We start from the raw sequence: 16,972 nt of genomic DNA, 5'->3' as shown, positions 1-16,972 counted from the left end.
GCATCCGTAAAAAATAAAAAACAGAGGTGCAAGATGCCGCACACCCCCTACCCCTCCTCCTATTACGCCGCGTCGGCCAATCCCGCGCCGCCCCGCCCGGAACTCCAGGGCGAGGTCGAAACCGACGTCTGCGTGATCGGTGCCGGCTATACCGGCCTCTCCACCGCCCTGTTCCTGTTGGAGAATGGTTTCAAGGTCACCGTACTGGAAGCCGCCAAGGTCGGCTTCGGCGCTTCCGGGCGCAACGGCGGCCAGATCGTCAACAGCTACAGCCGCGACATCGACGTGATCGAGCGCACCGTCGGCAAGCGCGAAGCGCAGTTGCTCGGCGAGATGGCCTTCGAAGGCGGGCGCATCATCCGCGAGCGCGTGGCCCGCTACGGTATCCAATGCGACCTGAAGGACGGCGGGGTGTTCGCCGCCTTCACCGAGAAGCAGATGGATCACCTGCGCGCGCAGAAACAGTTGTGGGAACGCTACGGCCACAACCAGTTGGAGATCATGGACGCCAAGCGCATCCGCGAGGTGGTGGCGACCGACAACTATATAGGTGGCATGCTTGACATGAGCGGCGGCCACATCCATCCGCTGAACCTCGCCCTCGGCGAAGCGGCGGCGGTGGAGTCGCTCGGCGGCAGAATCTACGAGCAGAGCCCGGCGACCCGCATCGAGCGCGGCGCCAGCCCGGTGGTGCATACCCCGCAAGGCAAGGTGAAGGCGAAGTTCATCGTGGTCGCCGGTAACGCCTACCTCAACGGCCTGGTCCCGGAACTGGCGGCCAAGTCGATGCCCTGCGGCACCCAGGTGATCACCACCGAGCCGCTGAACGAGGAACTGGCCCACAGCCTGCTGCCGCAGGACTACTGCGTGGAAGACTGCAATTACCTGCTCGACTACTATCGCCTCTCCGGAGACAAGCGCCTGATCTATGGTGGCGGCGTGATCTATGGCGCTCGTGATCCGGCGGACATCGAGGCGATCATCCGGCCGAAGATGCTCAAGACCTTCCCGCAACTGAAGGACGTGAAGATCGACTTCGCCTGGACCGGCAACTTCCTGCTGACCCTCTCGCGCCTGCCCCAGGTCGGCCGCATCGGCGACAACATCTACTATTCCCAGGGTTGCAGCGGCCACGGCGTGACCTACACCCACGTCGCCGGCAAGGTCCTGGCCGAAGCCCTGCGCGGCCAGGCCGAGCGCTTCGACGCTTTCGCCGGCCTGCCGCACTACCCCTTCCCCGGCGGCAAGCTGTTCCGCGTACCGTTCACCGCCATCGGCGCCTGGTACTACAGCCTGCGCGACAAGCTCGGGGTCTAGTCCGCGTCGACAGAACGGCACCCCGGGGTGCCGTTTTTTCCATCCGCTCCTCAACCTTCGCTACGGATCTGCGCATGACTGATCAGGGCGAAGATCAGGCTACCGCCGACGATGTTGCCGCCCAGGGTAGGCAGGGCGAACTTCAGCAGGAACTCGGTCCAGCCGATTTCCCCGGCGAACGCCAGGTAGCCTACCTCCGCCGAGCCCACCACGATGTGGGTGAAGCTGCCCAGCGCCATCAGGTAGGTGATCATCGCGATGATCCAGATCTTCGCGCCCTCCGCCGCCGGGATCAGCCAGACCATGGTGGCGATCATCCAGCCGGAAACGATGCCCTTGGCGAACATTTGCGCCAGGTCGTTGTGCATCACCTCGCGGCCGATCTCAAGGAACGCCGCGTCGGCCGCTTCATTGAATATCGGCAGATGCAGCACCGCCCAGGCGAACAGCAGCGTACCGACGATATTGCCGAACAGCACCACGCTCCAGAGACGCAACAGTTGCCAGGCCTTTTCCAGGGTCGGCTCGGTCATCACCGGCAACACGGCGGTCAGGGTGTTTTCGGTGAACAGTTGCTGGCGGGCGAGGATCACTGCCAGGAAGCCCAAGGGATAGCCGAAGCTGCTGACGATGATCGCCCACTCCTGCTCGGGCAAGGCAGCGCGGAACAGGCCCATGCCCATCAACGAGAGGCCGATGGTCAGCCCCGCGGCCACCGCCGACCACCAGAGTGCCGCCAGCGTGCGCTGCAACTCGTGTTCGCCCTGGACGCGAATCACCTCGTGCAGGACAGCGGCGCGCGGTGGCTGCTTGTCGTCGATCTCCCGCCGCTCGTTGGCGGTCAGCGCCGTGGCCGAACGTCCGTCGGCCGGTTTCTCTTTCCGCTCCTCGCCGCGCGCACGCGGCTTGCGCGTGCCCTCCGCCGCATGCCCCTGGCGCTTGCCCGCCGCACCGCCCTTGGCCGGTTGCCGGGGGGTGGGGGGCGAAGTCCGCTTGTCGTTGGCCATGTTCTGCACCTGAGTGGGGTCCTCCCAGGTATAGAGCCGTCTCGCTGGAACGGGGTTCCGACAACCTTCGGCTCGGCCGCCTCAGCGGGGCGGTGCGCCAACGGGACAGGCCGGCAGCTCGGCGCACCGCGCCGCGGGTGCGACGGCCTGCGGCAAGGCCGCAGCGAAGCGGGCTTCCCCAGGCTGCAATGCCCGCGCGCAGGCCTGCGCCTGGCGCGCCGGCGCCGCGCAACCGCGTTCCGCCAGCAACTGGGACAGGTTGAACCAACCCGCGGCGAAATCCACGCGACGCTCGACGCTGGTGAGCATGGCCTGTTCGGCAGCGGCGGAATCGCCTGCGGCGTAGCGACTGTTGCCCAGGGCAAACCAGGCGAAGGCGTCCTCAGGCCAGCGTCGCACGGCTTCTTCGTAGGCGCGCCGGGCAACCTTGGGGTGGCCGGTTTCCTCGCTGTCACTGGCGGCCTTGAGCCACGGGACCGCCGCTGCCGTGGCCGGCAGGCGGTCACCCGGCAGGGTCAGCACCGCCCAGCGCCCCGAACGCTTCCAGGTCGACTCGAAGCTGGTGAAGTCGGTAACCCAGCGCCGGGTGATGCCCGAGCGCAGCACCAGTTCGCGGCGCTCCCGATCGAAACCGACCACCACCGCGAAGTGCCAGCGCGGCCACCAGGAGAAAGCCTGGTTCTGTAACACCAGCACCGGGTTGCCCGCCGCGACCTCCTCGAGCACGCTCTCCAGTCCGCCTTGCAGCGGATAGACCAGCATGCCGTGGCGGCGCGCCGCGGCGACCATCTCCAATTGCAGGCTGCCCTCGCGACCGGGAATGAACACCTCGTCCTTCAATTGCCCCGGCGTCAACGCCAGGCCGCGCTGGCCGAGCATCGTGGCCAGCGCGGCGGGACCGCACTGGTAGGCTTCCTGGGGGAAGAACGGCACTTCGCGCAGCTCCACCCGCGCGGGCAACGCCGCGCTTTCCGGCGGCAGTCTCGGCGGCTGCGCGCAGCCGCCGAGCATTGCGGAGACCAGCAGTGCCCCTGCCAGCCGCCTCACCGATTGATGCATTTGATGAAGCTGAAGATATCCGTGGCGCAAAGCATGTCGGTGATGATGAAGATCACCAGGAACAACACGATGATGCCGATGATGCCGCCCGCCGGCGCCTGGTCCAGCTGCTGGTTGAACTGCGCCAGCTCGGCGTTGGTCAGGCTGTTGATGCGACTCGCCACCTGGTCGCGGGGCACGCCCATGGCCTCCAGCTTCTTCTGGACGCCCTGGTCGTCGAGCATCTTCAGCAGTTGCTGGCGATCGAGGTTGTGCTGTTGTTGCTGCATGACTTCCGCAGTACCGATCATCGCTGCCTGGGCGAGCGGAACCTCGGCGAAGGTGAGCAGGTGCAGCGCTGCCAGGACGGCAGCGACACGGCGGATGCTTGTTGTTGTTCTCATGGGAATGACCTCTGCGTGAAACCCGGCTATTAGTCCTGGAAGGCGAGGCTTGGTTCCGCAACGCCCACCTTTCCTGAGTATCGTCCCGATCGCCGTTTTCCGCCGCCTCGGCGCCGATGCCCGCCCCTCTGGCGAGACGACGACCCGCCGCCCCCAGGCGACGAAACGGCGTCCGCCTTTATGCAATTCGCATATACTCCGGCTCGCCGCGAGAAAACCGGAGCATGCGCGATCTCGGCGACATCGACGCATATCCCCGCCGCAGCCTCGTACACGGCGTCGAAACCGCGCGCCGCCCCGGACGACAGAGCCTCCGGCACGGCGAAAACTAAGGATTCCTGAGCTTCCATCTTGTCCAGATTTGCCCAACCTTGAGCGAGCGGGCCAACGGGACGGGAGTTGTATGGATGCTAGGTACCCGGCTAAAAGCCGCAAGAATCAGAGCGGGATACTCGCAGAAACAGTTGGGCATGCTGGTGGGAATGGACGAGTTTTCCGCCAGCGCACGGATGAACCAATACGAACGCGAACGGCACTCCCCCAACATGCGGACTTCCGAACAGCTGGCCATGGTCCTCCAGGTCCCCATGGCCTACCTCTATTGCCCCGAGGACGAGCTGGCCGAGCTCATCCTCAAGGTGTCCAGCCTGACACCCGAGTTCAAGAAAGAGCTGACGCGTTTCATCGAACAGTTGCTCGCGGCCCAGGGATCAACCAGCCGCCAGCCTGTACGCACAAGGAGTGAACTGTGAACAAAAGCTTGGATTCAGACTCGATAACCACCGCCATAATGGCCCTGCGTCGCCTACGCGACACGCATCCGGAGCAGTACCGGGAGCTGCTGCCGTTGTGCGCCTCGGGGCTGGTGGAGACCCTGGTCGGACAGAGCGACGGGGACGACCGCAGGAAGGCCGAGACGCAGAGCGAGACCATCGCCCGCTGGACCTGGCTGCAGTTGCTCGGCTGGGCCCAGAACAACAGCCTCAGCCAGCAGCAGATCGAAAGCCTCTACAGCATCGTCGAAGGCATCCGCAGTTGCCGGCCGCTGATGCAGGAGCGCGCCCGTCTCCTGCAACTGGCGCGAGGCTGAGGCCCCGGCGCGGCTAGAGGCCGTACCGGGTTGCCTGGAGATGAGCGAACATGCCACCGTCGGCCGGGATGTCGACACCCCATAGCCAGCGCGAGGCGTCAGCGAAGCCAGCTGGACGAACCAGGGCTTTGAGGTGGCATCGGCGAACTTCTTGAACTGCCAGGCCGGTCCGCCCATATAGGTGGGGCTGCCGTAGACGATGGCATCGGCTTCGACGAGCCGAGCAACTTCGTCCAGTTCTTCAAGCGCGAGGACGGCCAGGTGCGCCGAAGCCTTCCGCCGCGAACAGCATGGCGGCCGAACGCCAGCCTTGCCGCAGCGCACAGAGCGCACGTGACCTGGCGCCCGCAGCGCTCCGGCCTGATTCGCAGTTTCGTCACGCCGGCGCGCGGCCTGGCGCAAATGTGAACGGTTGCCGCCACGCTGGGAGAGGCTTCTTCCTAGACTCCGCGCCACGTTCACTCAGAGGAGAAACAACGTGGCCAAGACATGGATCTACGCAGCCTCGGCCGCCGCCATCGGCGGTGCGCTGATCGGCGGCTGGCTGCTCGACCCGGCTCCGCCCGAGGCATCGCCGCAGGCCCGCCAGTCCCCCGCCGCCCAGGCAGCCGCCGCCCCGACAGCGGCGCTCGCGGCGCCGGCGGCGGACGCTACCCGCATGCTCGCCCCGACCCCCGTCACGACGCCCGCGCCACGCGAGCGGGTGACGCTCTGGCAAGGCGAACTGCGCAGCCGCGAAGGCGCCCAGGGCATTCCCGAATACCTGGCGCAGGTCGAACCCGCCCTGCTCGACACGCTGGCGCTCGGCCAGGTGCTGGAAATGAGCCTGCCGGGTCGCGAGCGGCCCTTGCAGGCACGCCTCGCCAGCACCCATAACAGCGCCGGCCTGCCGGTCTGGCGCGGCGGCCTGGTGGACGGCGACGAGGCGGAAAGCCTGACCGTGGTGCGCGGCAGCCTGGAAACCCACATCAATGTCGCCACCCTCGACGGCAGCTACTCGATCATCGTCGACAACCGCAGCGGCAAGACCCGGGTGATCGACGAGAACGACATCGCCGCGCGTAGCGACCCGCACGGCGATCATGTCGACGCGCCGCTCGCCGAGCTGCCACCGATGCCGCCGCCCGCCCAGGGCTGAGCCCACCTTCCCAGCATGTTTCCCCAGCGGTGCCCTCGGGGCGCCATGGCTTCCTATTGTCCGAACACAGGCAACCCATGAAGAAATCCCTGCTCTGCTCCACCCTAGCCCTGGCGGTAGCCTCTGCCGCCCAGGCCGCGCCGAAGACCGTCGACATCATGGTCCTCTACACCACCGCGGCGACCCAGACCGCAAATGGCCGCGACATCGATGCGCGGATCGCCAGCTACATCGAGTTCGCCAACACCGCCTACGAGAAGAGCGGCGTCAACCTGCGCCTGCGTCTGGTGCACAAGCAGCGCCTGGACTGGGCCGACTACCCGACGGTGACCGGCGCCAACCTCGATCGCTTCATGCGCGACCCGCAGGTGCAGCGCCTGCGCGAGCAGTACGGCGCCGACCTGGTCAGCCTGGTCAACCGCTCGCAGAACAGCGGCAACGGCTACATCACCTGCGGCATCGGCTACATGGGCTCGGGCGATAAGAACAGCGGGCGCTTCCACGGCAACGCCAAGGACATTGCCTACAACCTCACCGGGGTCGACTGCGGGCTCAACACCTTCGCCCATGAAGCCGGCCACAACATGGGCCTGCGCCACTCCTACGAGCAGGACCTGGAGTCCAGCTACTACGATCCGCGCTACGCCCACAGCGGCACCTACGAATGGAGCCGCGGCTACGGCGTGCAGGGGCGCTTCGCCACCGTGATGGCCTACCCGCATGCCTTCGGCACCAACAAGCAGGCACCGTTCTTCGCCAACCCGCGCCTGGTCAACGCCGAATGCGCCAACCAGCCCTGCGGCCGCGAAGAACACGCCGACGCCGTACGCGCGCTGAACAGCATGGCCACGCAGATCGCCGACTTTCGCCCGACCAAGGTACCCGGCACGGTCAACCCGGGCTCCGGCGGCGACACGCCGACCCCGCCGGACCTGCCATGGTGCACGAAAGCCAAGCTCGGCGGCCTGCTCGGCGATGGCGAGTTCGCCAGCATGGAAGGCTGGCGCGCATGGTCCGGCAACGCCCAGCTGAGCCTGGTGAACGTCGCCAAGGGCTGCCGCGACAATGCCTTGCTGGTCGACGTGCGTGGCTTCGACCTGCTGGTCCGCCCCATTGCCCCCCTGCGCGCCGGCAGCGGCTACCGGCTGAGCGGCAAGGTCATGCTCAAGGCCGCGAATACCCGTGAAACCGTGCGCATGGCGCTGCTCAGCGAACGCGCCGATGGCGCCCTGGCCTACAACCCGGCGCAGAGCGTCGAACTGTCGGTCAGCGGCAACGAGTTCAGTCGCCTGGAGAAGACCTTCGACTACCGTCCCGCCGCCGACCAGCGCAACCTCTACGTGGCGGTCTGGAGCGACAGCGGCGCCAGCCTGCTGGTCGACGAGATGAACCTGCAGGAAGCGCAGGCCGCGCCGCCGAGCGTACCGCCGGCGCCGAAACGCATCGCCTACGACTTCGAGAGCGGCATCGGCGGCTGGAGCGGCGTGCATGCCAGCGCCCGCGCCACGCGCGTCGCCAGCGCCGGGCGGCTGGCCCTGGAAGCCTACCAGCGGCGCTACGCCGGCACCGGCGCGAGCACCAGCCTGCTGGGCAACCTGGAAGCAGGCCGGACCTACGCGTTCAGCGCGGACGTACGGGTCGGCGACGGTCGCGGCTCGCAGGCCATGACCTATGCCTACCTCTACCTGGAAAGCCAGGGTCGGCCCGGCGAATACCTGCCCCTGGGCTACAAGGTGGTCGAGAATGGCCGCTGGGCCAGCCTGCGCGGCCAGGTGCAATTGCCGAAGGGGCCGATCAAGCGTGCTGAACTGATGATCCTCAGCGGTAACCAGCAGGAGTCGATGTTCATCGACAACGTCCAGTTGCTGCAGAAGTAGGACGCTTCCCCTCCATGCCCCCGGCGGGCACGGAGGGGATTTTGCGGAGCGCTCCAGGCCGGATGCAGCGATCAAGAAATTATCGTTTTACGATAATTTATTATTAAACTATGATCACTCCGGTTTCCCTCGTTTCCGAGGGGCCTGCCCACCTTCCCAGGAGTACCCCCGATGACAAGCGACCGCCTGGCCGGCTACAGCCGCCTGATGGCTACTCTGACCCTGCTGTTGATCGCCGGCATGCTGCTGCTCAACGCCGCGTGCTGGATCTTCCCCGACCTCGCCAGCGAGCACGGCCTCGGTTTCGCTCTCACCGCCACCGGTGTCGCCGGCGACCTCGGCGTTGTGGCGCGGGACATGCCGCTCTGGCAGGCCCTCGGCGGCATCCTCCTGTCGAGCCTGCCGCTGCTGGTCCTGGCCAGTGGACTGCAGGCGCTGCGAAGGCTGTTCCAGCACTACGGGCGCGGCGAGTATTTCTGCGAAGACGCCGCGGCGCTGCTCGGCAAGGTCGGCCTGTGCCTGGCTTGCTGGGTGCTGGCGAACTTCCTGCTGGAACCGCTGCTGACGGTCTGGGTCACCTTCCTCCAACCCCAGGGGCAACGCATCGTCAGTCTCAGCTTCGGTTCGGCGGAACTGGTCAGCCTGTTCGCCGCCGCCTCGGTGATGGTGATCGCGCGCATCCAGCGCAAGGCCGCCCTGCTCGCCGAGGAAAACCGCCAGTTCGTCTGAGGTCCGCCATGCCCATCGAAATCAGGCTGGACGTCATGCTCGCCCTGCGCAAGGCCAGGTCCAAGGACCTGGCCCAGGCCATCGGCATCACCGAACAGAACCTGTCGCTGCTCAAGCAGGGCAAGGTAAAGGGCATTCGCCTCGCTACCCTGGAGGCCATCTGCGCCTACCTGGCGTGCCAGCCGGGAGACCTGCTGGAGTACCTGCCCGGCCCGACCGAGGAGTGACAGCCGGGCGCTTATGCGCTCGAGCGAGGGGGAGCGCACCAAAGGGTATTTAGGCCAAGCCCCCTTTCGCCGCTACAGTCGCGGTTCATCCACCAGACATGGGCGAGGCCGGGCATGGCGAAATCCTCCGAACGATTCGAATCCCTGCGCCGGGATATCGACGCACTGGCCCGCCGGCTCGACGTGCCGTCGGTGCTGATCATGCGTTCCCTGCCCCGGCACATGCGCGTCGAGGCCTCCGCCGGACGCCTGGAGGACACCTACCCGATCGGCGCCGAAGGCCGCAAGAGCGTCCATGAAGACGGCGCCAAACCCCTCTACTGCGAACGCGTGGTCGACCGCGACGCCCCATTGCACGTGCGCGACTCGCGCCAGGAGACGGAATGGGCCGGCAACGAGGATGAAGTCGAGTTCGGCCTGAGCAACTACCTTGGCTATCCGGTTCATGCGCCCGACGGCACCCCGTACGGCACCGTCTGCGTACTCGACAGCCGACCGCGCGACTATTCGGCCGAGGAACGGGCCCTGCTGGAAGAATTGCGGCGCAAGGTCGAGGCGCTGCTGGCGGAAACCGTCTCATGACCTAAGGTCAATCGGATACCGCGGCGCACAACCGCGCCGCCTCCGCCCACCAGACGAGGACCTTCCGTGCACGCCAGCCGCCTGCCCCGCCTCTTGCCGCTCGCCCTCGCCTTCCTGCTTTCGCCCGCCGCCTTCGCTGCCGACACGCCAGCCGCCGAGCTGCTGCGCCAGGCCGAAGCCGAACGCCCGGCCTACCTCGACACGCTCCGGCAACTGGTCGCGGTGGACAGCGGTACCGGCCAGGCCGAAGGCCTCGGCCAGTTGTCCGCGCTGCTCGCCGAACGCCTGCAGGCGCTCGGCGCGCAAGTCCGCAGCGCACCGGCGACGCCCTCGGCCGGCGCCAACCTGGTGGCCACCCTCGATGGCACCGGCAGCAAGCGCTTCCTGCTGATGATTCACTACGACACCGTGTTCGCCGCCGGCAGCGCGGCGAAGCGTCCGTTCCGCGAGGACGCGGAGCGCGCCTACGGACCCGGCGTGGCCGACGCCAAGGGCGGCGTGGCGATGGTGCTGCATGCCCTGGCGCTGCTCAGGCAGCAAGGCTTCAGGGACTACGGACGGATCACCGTGCTGTTCAATCCCGACGAAGAGACCGGCTCCGCCGGCTCGAAGCAACTGATCGCCGAGCTGGCCCGGCAGCAGGACTACGTCTTCTCCTACGAGCCGCCGGACCGGGACGCAGTGACGGTAGCCACCAATGGCATCGACGGCCTGCTGCTCGAGGTGAAGGGTCGCTCGTCCCATGCCGGCTCGGCACCCGAGCAAGGCCGCAACGCCATTCTCGAACTGTCGCACCAGTTGCTGCGTCTCAAGGACCTCGGCGATCCGGCGAAAGGCACCACGCTGAACTGGACCCTCGCCAGGGGCGGCGAGAAGCGCAACATCATTCCCGCCGAGGCTTCGGCGGAAGCCGACATGCGCTACTCGGACCCGGCCGAGAGCGAGCGGGTACTGGCCGACGCCCGGAAGCTGACCGGCGAACGCCTGGTCGCCGATACCGAAGTCAGTCTGCGTCTCGACAAGGGTCGTCCGCCCCTGGTGAAGACCCCCGCCTCGCAGCGCCTGGCGGAAACCGCGCAGACGCTCTACGGCCGAATCGGCAAGCGCATCGAGCCGATCGCCATGCGCTTCGGCACGGACGCCGGCTACGCCTACGTGCCCGGCAGCGACAAGCCGGCGGTGCTGGAAACCCTCGGCGTGGTCGGCGCCGGCCTGCACAGCGAGGCGGAATACCTCGAACTGTCCAGCATCGCCCCGCGCCTGTACCTGACAGTGGCGCTGATCCGCAACCTGTCCGCCGACTAGCGCCGACGCCCGCAGCCAGCCTCAGGTGCGGAAGCGACCGAGCACCACGCGCAAGCCAGCCATGTGCTCCTTGACCCTCTGGTTGGCCGAAAGCACTGCGGCGGTCCCTTCGTGGGCCTGCTCGGAGAGTCCGGAGACGTTGGTGATGTTGCGGTCGATGTCCTGGGCCACCTGGCTCTGTTCCTCGGCGGCGGTCGCGATCTGCTGGTTGAGGCCGTCCAGCTCTTCCACCGTGGCGACGATGCGTCCCAGCGCCTGGGCCGCGCTGTCGGCCTCGGCGAGGTTGCTCTGGGCATGGCTGGCGCTACCGCGCATGGCGGCTACCGCATCGTTGGCGCCGTCCTGCAACTGCTCGATCAGCCCCTGGATCTCCTGGGTCGACTGCTGGGTACGGTTGGCCAGCGAACGCACCTCATCCGCCACCACGGCGAAGCCGCGCCCGGCCTCCCCGGCCCGCGCCGCCTCGATGGCGGCATTGAGCGCCAGCAGGTTGGTCTGCTCGGCGATGCTGCTGATCACCGTAAGCACCTGGCCGACGCTGCCGGCGTGCTGGTGCAGGGTGTTCAGCGCCAGGGCGGTCTGCTCCAGTTCCTCCGCCAACGCACCGGTCTGGCTGCTGGCGTGCTCCACCAGACGCCGTCCCTCGTGGGCCAGGGCCGCGGCGTCGCGCGTGGAGTGCGCCGCATGGTTGGCGTGGCGGGCGACCTCGGCCACGGTGGCGCTCATCTCGTTCATCGCGGTGGCCACCTGGTCCAGGTCCTGGTGCTGGCGCGCCACCTGGTCGCCGGCGCCGAGCGCCTGCTCCAGGGCCTCGGCCACGTCCTTGTCGGTCTCTGCCGCGCTGCGCTTGACGTTCGCCAGCAAACCGCTGACGTCCTGGCGCATCCGCTCGTAGCCAGCGACGATGCGGCCGATCTCGTTGTCCGCATGGCCCGCCGCCAGGGCATGGGTGAAGTTCGCCGCGCCGACCTCGGTCAGCGCCACTTCCAACCCACGCAACTGCCGCATCAGCGGCGCCAGGCCGAACTGCCGGCCGAGCACCACCAGCACCAGGATCGCCAACAGGCAACCGAAGGCGATCCACATCTGGGTGTGCTGGACACTGTCGGCGCGCGCGCTCATCAGCGAGACCAGGTTGTTCAGCTCGCCCAACAGCTCGGTGGAATACTGCGAGAAGCCGCGCAGATCGACCTGGCTGGCAGGCTGTGCCACCTGGTCGAGCATGGCCCGGTAGCGGCCCCAGATCTGCGCCACCTTCTGCCGCTGGGCGGCGATCTCCGGCGCGCCCATCCGGCTCACGTTGCGCTCGGCATTGCCCGCATCCAGATCGGCGGCCGAGCGTTCGTACTGGGCGATGGTCGCGGCCAGGGCCTTTGGGTCGCCGGCGCCGAGTCGCAATTGCAGCGCCTCGCGGGCCATCTTCTGGCTGAGCATGCGCTGCGCGCCGGCCACGTTGATGGTTTCCGGCGAGATCGACATGCTCAGGTACAACGCCACCGAGGCGCAGGCGGCCAGGCCGAACATCAGTGCATAGGACAGCAGGAACTGGGCGTTCAGGGTCTTCAACCCGAGCCCCCGTAGAATCCGATCGAACACCCTGGCGACGCTTTCGTTCATTGGTTTTTCCCCACTGGACTACAGAAACCGATAACCACCCCATCGGCCCGTCGCGCCTGGGCTTGAATCGGCACTTCGCCGACTCCATCCCCGAGCGCCTCCCTCTCCAGGGCGTGGCCCCCGGCGGACAAGGCCTGAAGACAGTTTGCCGCTGCGGCATCGGGACGCGCCCTGTAAACTCTGGCAGGTACCCGGCACGCCGCGCCGGAGACGTCATGGAACCCAACCCGCAAGGACGCCCGCGTGATCCCCGTCGCCCCTATTCCCCTGATCGTCCCGCTCATCTACCTGTCGTCGTTCGTCGCCGGCATCTGGCTGCTGGTCTGGCTATCGCTCCTGGCCTTCAGCCCGCGCGCGCGCCAGCGCTTGCGCCGCCGCTGGCCGAGCCGCGGCCTGCTGATGCTGCTCCTGCTGTTCCCGTTGGGACTGCGCGCCTGGCTGGAGATCGGTCTCTGGCAGTACGAGCGCGAACGCGCGCGCGAGGAAGCCGCGCACAGCGCCGTGCTCGAGCGCCCCTCGCGCCTCGGAGGCATCGAGATGCCTGCCGGCACCCGGCTGAAGCTGGAACTCAAGCACCAGCCAGAAAGCTTCCGCGAAGCCGAATTCCCCACCCCGGTGACGATCCGCGGCGTCGCCACCCGCCACCTGCAACGCTGGCTGCAGAGCGAGCAGGACAACCCGCAGGACCCATGGAAAACCACCGGCGTCCATCCCACTTCGCTGCGCCTGCGTGGCGAGGGCGTCGCCGAGATCGAAGGCTGGCGTTGCGACGCCAGCCAGGAAATCGCCTTCGCCAGCGAGCGCGACGGGCGTCCCGCCGCCTTCGAAGGCTGTAGCCTGGCGACCGGCAACCGCGCCGACGACATCGACTTCCCCGCCGGTGCGCGATTGTTCGCCAGCGACGGCATGGCCTACACCGACGGCTACCGCGACGCCGAGCGCTGGCGGGTAATGCCGGAAACCGGGCAACAGGTGTCGGTGCGCGGCATCGCGCTGAGCGGCGGCGCCCTGGCCTTCGACCGCGACCGCCGCCTGTACGGCCTCGGCGGCACGGTCCTCGCCGAGGCCTTGCAACTGGGCGCCTGGCACTACCCGGCGGGCACCGAGGTCAGCCTTTCGCCCCGCGCCGCCTGGCGCGCGCAACATCCGCACGCCTGGCTGTTCAGTCCTACCCGCGAAGCCGCTTCGCATGCCTCCGGCGAGCGCCTGGAACACGGCACCTCGCTGTTGCAGACGCTGGACGGCCAGGAACTTGAGCGCCTCGACAACCGCGCGGCAGGGGTCATCGACTTCATCGAACTGGAGATCGGCGACGAACGCTGAACCTGCGCCGCGCGGTTATCTGAGGCTCAGCCAGCAGCGCGGCGGGAAGGGCAATCAGGAAATGGACGAGGCGCATGGACCCTCCGTGGCCATCACTGCGGTATGGCTAGGCATTTTCCCGATCCTGCGGGAAAAGCGATGCCGCTTCGCTTGCCGCACAGCGAAACAGGGCTAGCCTTATCAATGTGACTTTCTCCTATGGTGGTCACCAAAGCCCCGGGGGCCGCTCATCCCTCCGGGGCTTTCCCCCCGCCTGCTGCCTCTCCCCTCCTTGATACAGCAGCCCATCGCAGTTCAACGAGGAAACCCGATGAAACTCAGCATTGTCGCCCTGGGCCTGTTGTCCATGGCAGGGGTGCTCATCTGCACCTATCTGATCCTGAAATCGCTCAGCGCCATCTGATATCGCTCGTGCACGAAGCTGTGGATCGCCCATGGGCAGATCCAGCAGTCCGCGCGTAGGATGGGCAGGCACGCTTCCTGCCCATTTTCCGCCAGGAAAAGAAAGGAATTCCTTTCCGAGATTTCCACAGAGGTCATGGATGAAAAAAAGCCCCCTGCTGATACTGAGCGTACTCCTCGCCGCCTGCGGCCCCGACAAGCTGATTTCCGACCTGCCGTCGCCGAACGGGCAATACCACGTCGAGGTTCGGAAATGCCCGGAGAAAGGTTCGATCACCTGGGGCGAAGAAATACAGGTCTCCCTCCTCGAAACCGGGAAATCGGAAAAGTGCCATTCAGTCGTGCAGTCGCTGGCGCAATTCGACCTGCGCGCATCCGCGGACGAATTGCAACTGGAGTGGCTGTCCGATACGGAACTCAGGGCCTGGCACCCTAGCTTCGAGCCCGGAAACCAAGCGGACGGCTCGCGCCTGAAGCACGATGCGCCGGTGAAGATGGTCTTTGCGCCGAAGCGCTGAGCGACTCAAAGGACGCACCTGTATTCCGCCGCAGCAGGAGATATCAAAGCAGTCCGCTTACTCGAGCTACACACCCGCGAGTGCCTGATTAAAGACTGGAAAATATGAAACAAAGCGGCGCCATCCACAGCGCCAGGTTGATCGTCCATTGCAGCGCTCTTTCGCGAGCGCTTCCCAGCTTTCGCTGCTGGAGCACGAATGCCAACGCAGTGGAATGCAGCAACAGGGCGCAGGCAGGAAAGGCCAGCAGGTAGGCGATCAGCCCAGGCGCATTCATATTGGGATAGCTATGGCTGTCGAGCGATCGCCAGTACGCCACCAGGAAAGCGCTCGCGACCGCGAGGCTGAGTCCCAGGCTGATGCGGCTATACCACTTCATCGAGACCCTCCCGACGCGCCTTCCGGACCTACGCCGATCGCTCCGGAAAACGGCCCGATCCGCCTCGCCTCACCCTGCTTCAGTCAGAGCGGCTCAGGGCTTCCGGGGTTCGTTGCCGAGCAGACGATCGAGCTCGCCCATGACGCGATCGCTCTTGGCCTCTTCGAGCTTGCGCCGGGCCTCGGCGAGATTGGCCTGGGCGCGCTCCATCTCGACCATGCCGACGGCGGTGATCACCGCCTGCAATGGCACGCCCCTGCCGGTGGAGCGCATGCCATTGCGTTCGCGCTCCTGCGGCGCGCAGATGAACTGGAGGACAGCCTCATGGCTTTCGTTGGGCAGCGGGGTCCAGCCCTTGGCGAAGGTGAACTGGAGGTTCGTGGGTTGCCCGTTGTTGGAGAAGGTCTTGGCGTTGACCACCTTCACCTCTCGCGTATCGCAGCGGTACTGGTGCGCGCTGAGCAGATGGAAGGAGTCGAACAGCATGGCGATCTGCAACTGCCAGGCGTTTTCGATACCCGGCACCGGTGCCAGCGAATCGGCATCGGCCAGGAACACGTCAAGCTCGGCAGGGTCGTCGCCCTTGTGTACCACCCACCAGTCTTCGGCCCAGGCATGGCCGGATGCGGCCAGCAGCGCGGCGCACAGCCAAGTCGCGGCACTGCGGGAAACCTTGCGATATACGTTCATGTCACCTTCCTTGTGGGGAAATGCTTCCCTGCCGATCGTGGATAGGGGCGGCACCCGGCGCGCCCCTGAGCGAACACCCGCTATTTCAATGACAGCGGCACGCCCCAGACCGGGTCTTCCATGCCCTGCTTGCGCAGCGGCGTGATCTGCAGGGGCTGGAGCCTGGACAGCAGTTGCCGGTGCTTGTCGCTCAGGGCCCGCTGGGCGATCAGGGACTGGCTGAAGTCCATCGGCGCCGGCCAGGTGTAGACGGTCAGGTTTTCCAATGGGCATTCGATCTTCTTCGGATCGATCGCCCGGCACTTCGACTGCTGGTACTTGTAGCCGGGGGTCTTCAGGTGCATGCGCGGGGCCAGCAGCAATTGCCCGCCCTGCACGGTGAAGCTGGCCAGCGCCTTGTCGACCGGCAGGCGCGCCTGGACCTTGATCGAGGGCACGTCGCGGGAGTCGGTCTGCTGGTAATAGCCGGCCTGGGAGCCCTGGGTCGTCTGCGTGTATTGCTGCTCGCCCCAGCTCACGCAGGCGCCCGAGGCCACATGCACGGCGGTGCAGACCTTCTCGGTCTTGATCTCGCTGCCATAGGTGGCATCTTTCCAGACTTCTTCCCGGTAGTACTCGCGATACAGCTCGGGGGACAGGTACGCGGTGCCGTTGGCGCCATGGCCCGAACCGGGCGGACCGCTGCGGGCGCCGACCTGGTCGAGCAAGCCATGGATCTGGTAGTCGTCGCCGCCGGTCAGCAGGTACTTGCCGGGCGGCAGGATATGCACCTCGAAGGCCTTGAACAGATAGGTCTCGTCGGGCTTCCGCTGCAGCGCGTTGGTCTGGAACTTGCGGCCGAAGGTCACCTTCGGGTCCTTCTCGTACTCCCAGATCGCCGTTGGCGTCCACTGGGTCATGGTCAGGGCATCGCTCAGGGACTTGTGCGGCATCACGTCGGCCACCAGTACCACGGCCATGTTCCCCTTCAGCGCCTGGTCCACCAGGTCCAGCATCTGCGCGTTGCGCGGATCGTCCATGCTGCCATAGGCGCCCGAATCGAGTTCCGACACGCAACCGGAAAGGCAAAGCAGCAAGGCGGCGGAAAGGGCAAAACGCGGGCGGGGCAGTCTCATGCATCGATCCTTGATAGAGGCTGGTGCGGGTCGTCGGACGGCCCATCTTACTGGCCCCAGCCTGGATCGCAATATTTCAAATGAACTAGGTCGGCAGGGGCACACCGGCAGGGCCAGGAGCTGCCACGGCCCGCCGGCCCTCGTTGGTTCGGCTCCTCCCGATCAGACTGCCCACAACCGGCTGCAGACCTTCAGGCGTCGGAATCGGCGCCGC

General features: G+C 66.6%; 18 protein-coding genes. 10 read left to right on the top strand and 8 right to left on the bottom strand.

Annotation, left to right across the window (positions count from 1 at the left end; all coding sequences use genetic code 11):
* Positions 1-33 precede the first annotated feature (33 nt).
* Complete coding sequence (locus tag LJF27_RS12275; protein WP_003114430.1) at positions 34-1,317, top strand: NAD(P)/FAD-dependent oxidoreductase; 1,284 nt, start codon at positions 34-36, stop codon at positions 1,315-1,317.
* A gap of 50 nt (positions 1,318-1,367) precedes the next feature.
* On the opposite strand, the gene LJF27_RS12270 is transcribed toward LJF27_RS12275, so the two are convergent.
* The 3 genes from LJF27_RS12270 to LJF27_RS12260 form a co-directional block, all read right to left on the bottom strand.
* On the bottom strand, positions 1,368-2,324 hold the full coding sequence (locus tag LJF27_RS12270) for a formate/nitrite transporter family protein (RefSeq protein WP_023116948.1): 957 nt from the start codon (positions 2,322-2,324) through the stop codon (positions 1,368-1,370).
* A gap of 81 nt (positions 2,325-2,405) precedes the next feature.
* Positions 2,406-3,335, bottom strand: a complete 930-nt coding sequence (locus tag LJF27_RS12265; protein WP_003162463.1) for a PA2778 family cysteine peptidase — start codon at positions 3,333-3,335, stop codon at positions 2,406-2,408.
* Positions 3,336-3,367: 32 nt separating this feature from the next.
* Positions 3,368-3,766: a PA2779 family protein gene (locus tag LJF27_RS12260; protein WP_003090843.1), complete on the bottom strand. Its 399-nt coding sequence runs from the start codon at positions 3,764-3,766 to the stop codon at positions 3,368-3,370.
* Between the two features lie 407 nt (positions 3,767-4,173).
* Here LJF27_RS12260 and LJF27_RS12255 point away from each other — a divergent pair, with 407 nt between their 5' ends.
* Positions 4,174-4,518, top strand: coding sequence for a helix-turn-helix domain-containing protein (locus LJF27_RS12255; RefSeq protein WP_003115217.1), 345 nt, complete (start codon positions 4,174-4,176; stop codon positions 4,516-4,518).
* Between the two features lie 53 nt (positions 4,519-4,571).
* On the opposite strand, the gene LJF27_RS12250 is transcribed toward LJF27_RS12255, so the two are convergent.
* Complete coding sequence (locus tag LJF27_RS12250) at positions 4,572-5,180, bottom strand: flavodoxin family protein (protein WP_003114434.1); 609 nt, start codon at positions 5,178-5,180, stop codon at positions 4,572-4,574.
* Between the two features lie 154 nt (positions 5,181-5,334).
* On the opposite strand from LJF27_RS12250, the gene bamI reads away from it, so the two are divergent.
* The 6 genes from bamI (at position 5,335) to LJF27_RS12220 (ending at position 10,714) form a co-directional block, all read left to right on the top strand.
* On the top strand, positions 5,335-5,994 hold the full coding sequence (bamI, locus tag LJF27_RS12245; RefSeq protein WP_003124476.1) for a biofilm-associated metzincin protease inhibitor BamI: 660 nt from the start codon (positions 5,335-5,337) through the stop codon (positions 5,992-5,994).
* A 77-nt stretch (positions 5,995-6,071) separates the two neighbouring features.
* Positions 6,072-7,871 (top strand): metalloendopeptidase Mep72, encoded by a 1,800-nt coding sequence (gene mep72 / locus LJF27_RS12240; protein ID WP_003452301.1) that lies wholly within the window; start codon positions 6,072-6,074, stop codon positions 7,869-7,871.
* A gap of 171 nt (positions 7,872-8,042) precedes the next feature.
* Positions 8,043-8,600 (top strand): DUF2975 domain-containing protein, encoded by a 558-nt coding sequence (locus LJF27_RS12235; protein WP_003090849.1) that lies wholly within the window; start codon positions 8,043-8,045, stop codon positions 8,598-8,600.
* Positions 8,601-8,608: 8 nt separating this feature from the next.
* Positions 8,609-8,827 (top strand): helix-turn-helix domain-containing protein, encoded by a 219-nt coding sequence (locus LJF27_RS12230; RefSeq protein WP_003108924.1) that lies wholly within the window; start codon positions 8,609-8,611, stop codon positions 8,825-8,827.
* A gap of 114 nt (positions 8,828-8,941) precedes the next feature.
* Positions 8,942-9,409, top strand: coding sequence for a GAF domain-containing protein (locus LJF27_RS12225; RefSeq protein WP_003104034.1), 468 nt, complete (start codon positions 8,942-8,944; stop codon positions 9,407-9,409).
* Between the two features lie 66 nt (positions 9,410-9,475).
* Entirely contained in the window at positions 9,476-10,714 is a 1,239-nt protein-coding gene (locus LJF27_RS12220) for a M20/M25/M40 family metallo-hydrolase (protein WP_003452304.1), read from the top strand.
* Positions 10,715-10,735: 21 nt separating this feature from the next.
* Here LJF27_RS12220 and mcpN read toward each other — a convergent pair whose 3' ends face one another.
* Entirely contained in the window at positions 10,736-12,331 is a 1,596-nt protein-coding gene (gene mcpN / locus LJF27_RS12215; RefSeq protein WP_003452307.1) for a nitrate chemoreceptor McpN, read from the bottom strand.
* A 243-nt stretch (positions 12,332-12,574) separates the two neighbouring features.
* Between mcpN and LJF27_RS12210 the strand changes: the two genes are divergently transcribed.
* Positions 12,575-13,654 carry a hypothetical protein gene (locus LJF27_RS12210; protein WP_003452310.1) on the top strand — a complete coding sequence of 360 codons (1,080 nt, stop codon included), beginning with the start codon at positions 12,575-12,577 and terminating at the stop codon, positions 13,652-13,654.
* A 434-nt stretch (positions 13,655-14,088) separates the two neighbouring features.
* Complete coding sequence (locus tag LJF27_RS12205) at positions 14,089-14,574, top strand: hypothetical protein (protein ID WP_003138785.1); 486 nt, start codon at positions 14,089-14,091, stop codon at positions 14,572-14,574.
* Positions 14,575-14,662: 88 nt separating this feature from the next.
* Here the strand turns inward: LJF27_RS12205 and LJF27_RS12200 are convergent, their stop codons facing one another.
* The 3 genes from LJF27_RS12200 to LJF27_RS12190 all read right to left on the bottom strand — a co-directional run bounded on the left by LJF27_RS12200 (position 14,663) and on the right by LJF27_RS12190 (position 16,758).
* Complete coding sequence (locus LJF27_RS12200) at positions 14,663-14,953, bottom strand: hypothetical protein (protein ID WP_003116583.1); 291 nt, start codon at positions 14,951-14,953, stop codon at positions 14,663-14,665.
* Positions 14,954-15,046: 93 nt separating this feature from the next.
* A complete protein-coding gene (locus LJF27_RS12195) occupies positions 15,047-15,643 on the bottom strand; it encodes a hypothetical protein (RefSeq protein ID WP_003104044.1) in 597 nt (198 codons plus the stop codon).
* Positions 15,644-15,723: 80 nt separating this feature from the next.
* Positions 15,724-16,758 carry a hypothetical protein gene (locus LJF27_RS12190; protein WP_003090863.1) on the bottom strand — a complete coding sequence of 345 codons (1,035 nt, stop codon included), beginning with the start codon at positions 16,756-16,758 and terminating at the stop codon, positions 15,724-15,726.
* Between the last annotated feature and the right edge of the window lie 214 nt (positions 16,759-16,972).

It is taken from the genome of Pseudomonas sp. 203-8 (genome assembly GCF_020708595.1).
GTDB classification, from domain to species: domain Bacteria; phylum Pseudomonadota; class Gammaproteobacteria; order Pseudomonadales; family Pseudomonadaceae; genus Pseudomonas; species Pseudomonas aeruginosa.
Note: the sequence above shows the minus strand (reverse complement) of the source record. Positions and strands in the feature narration are given on the sequence as shown.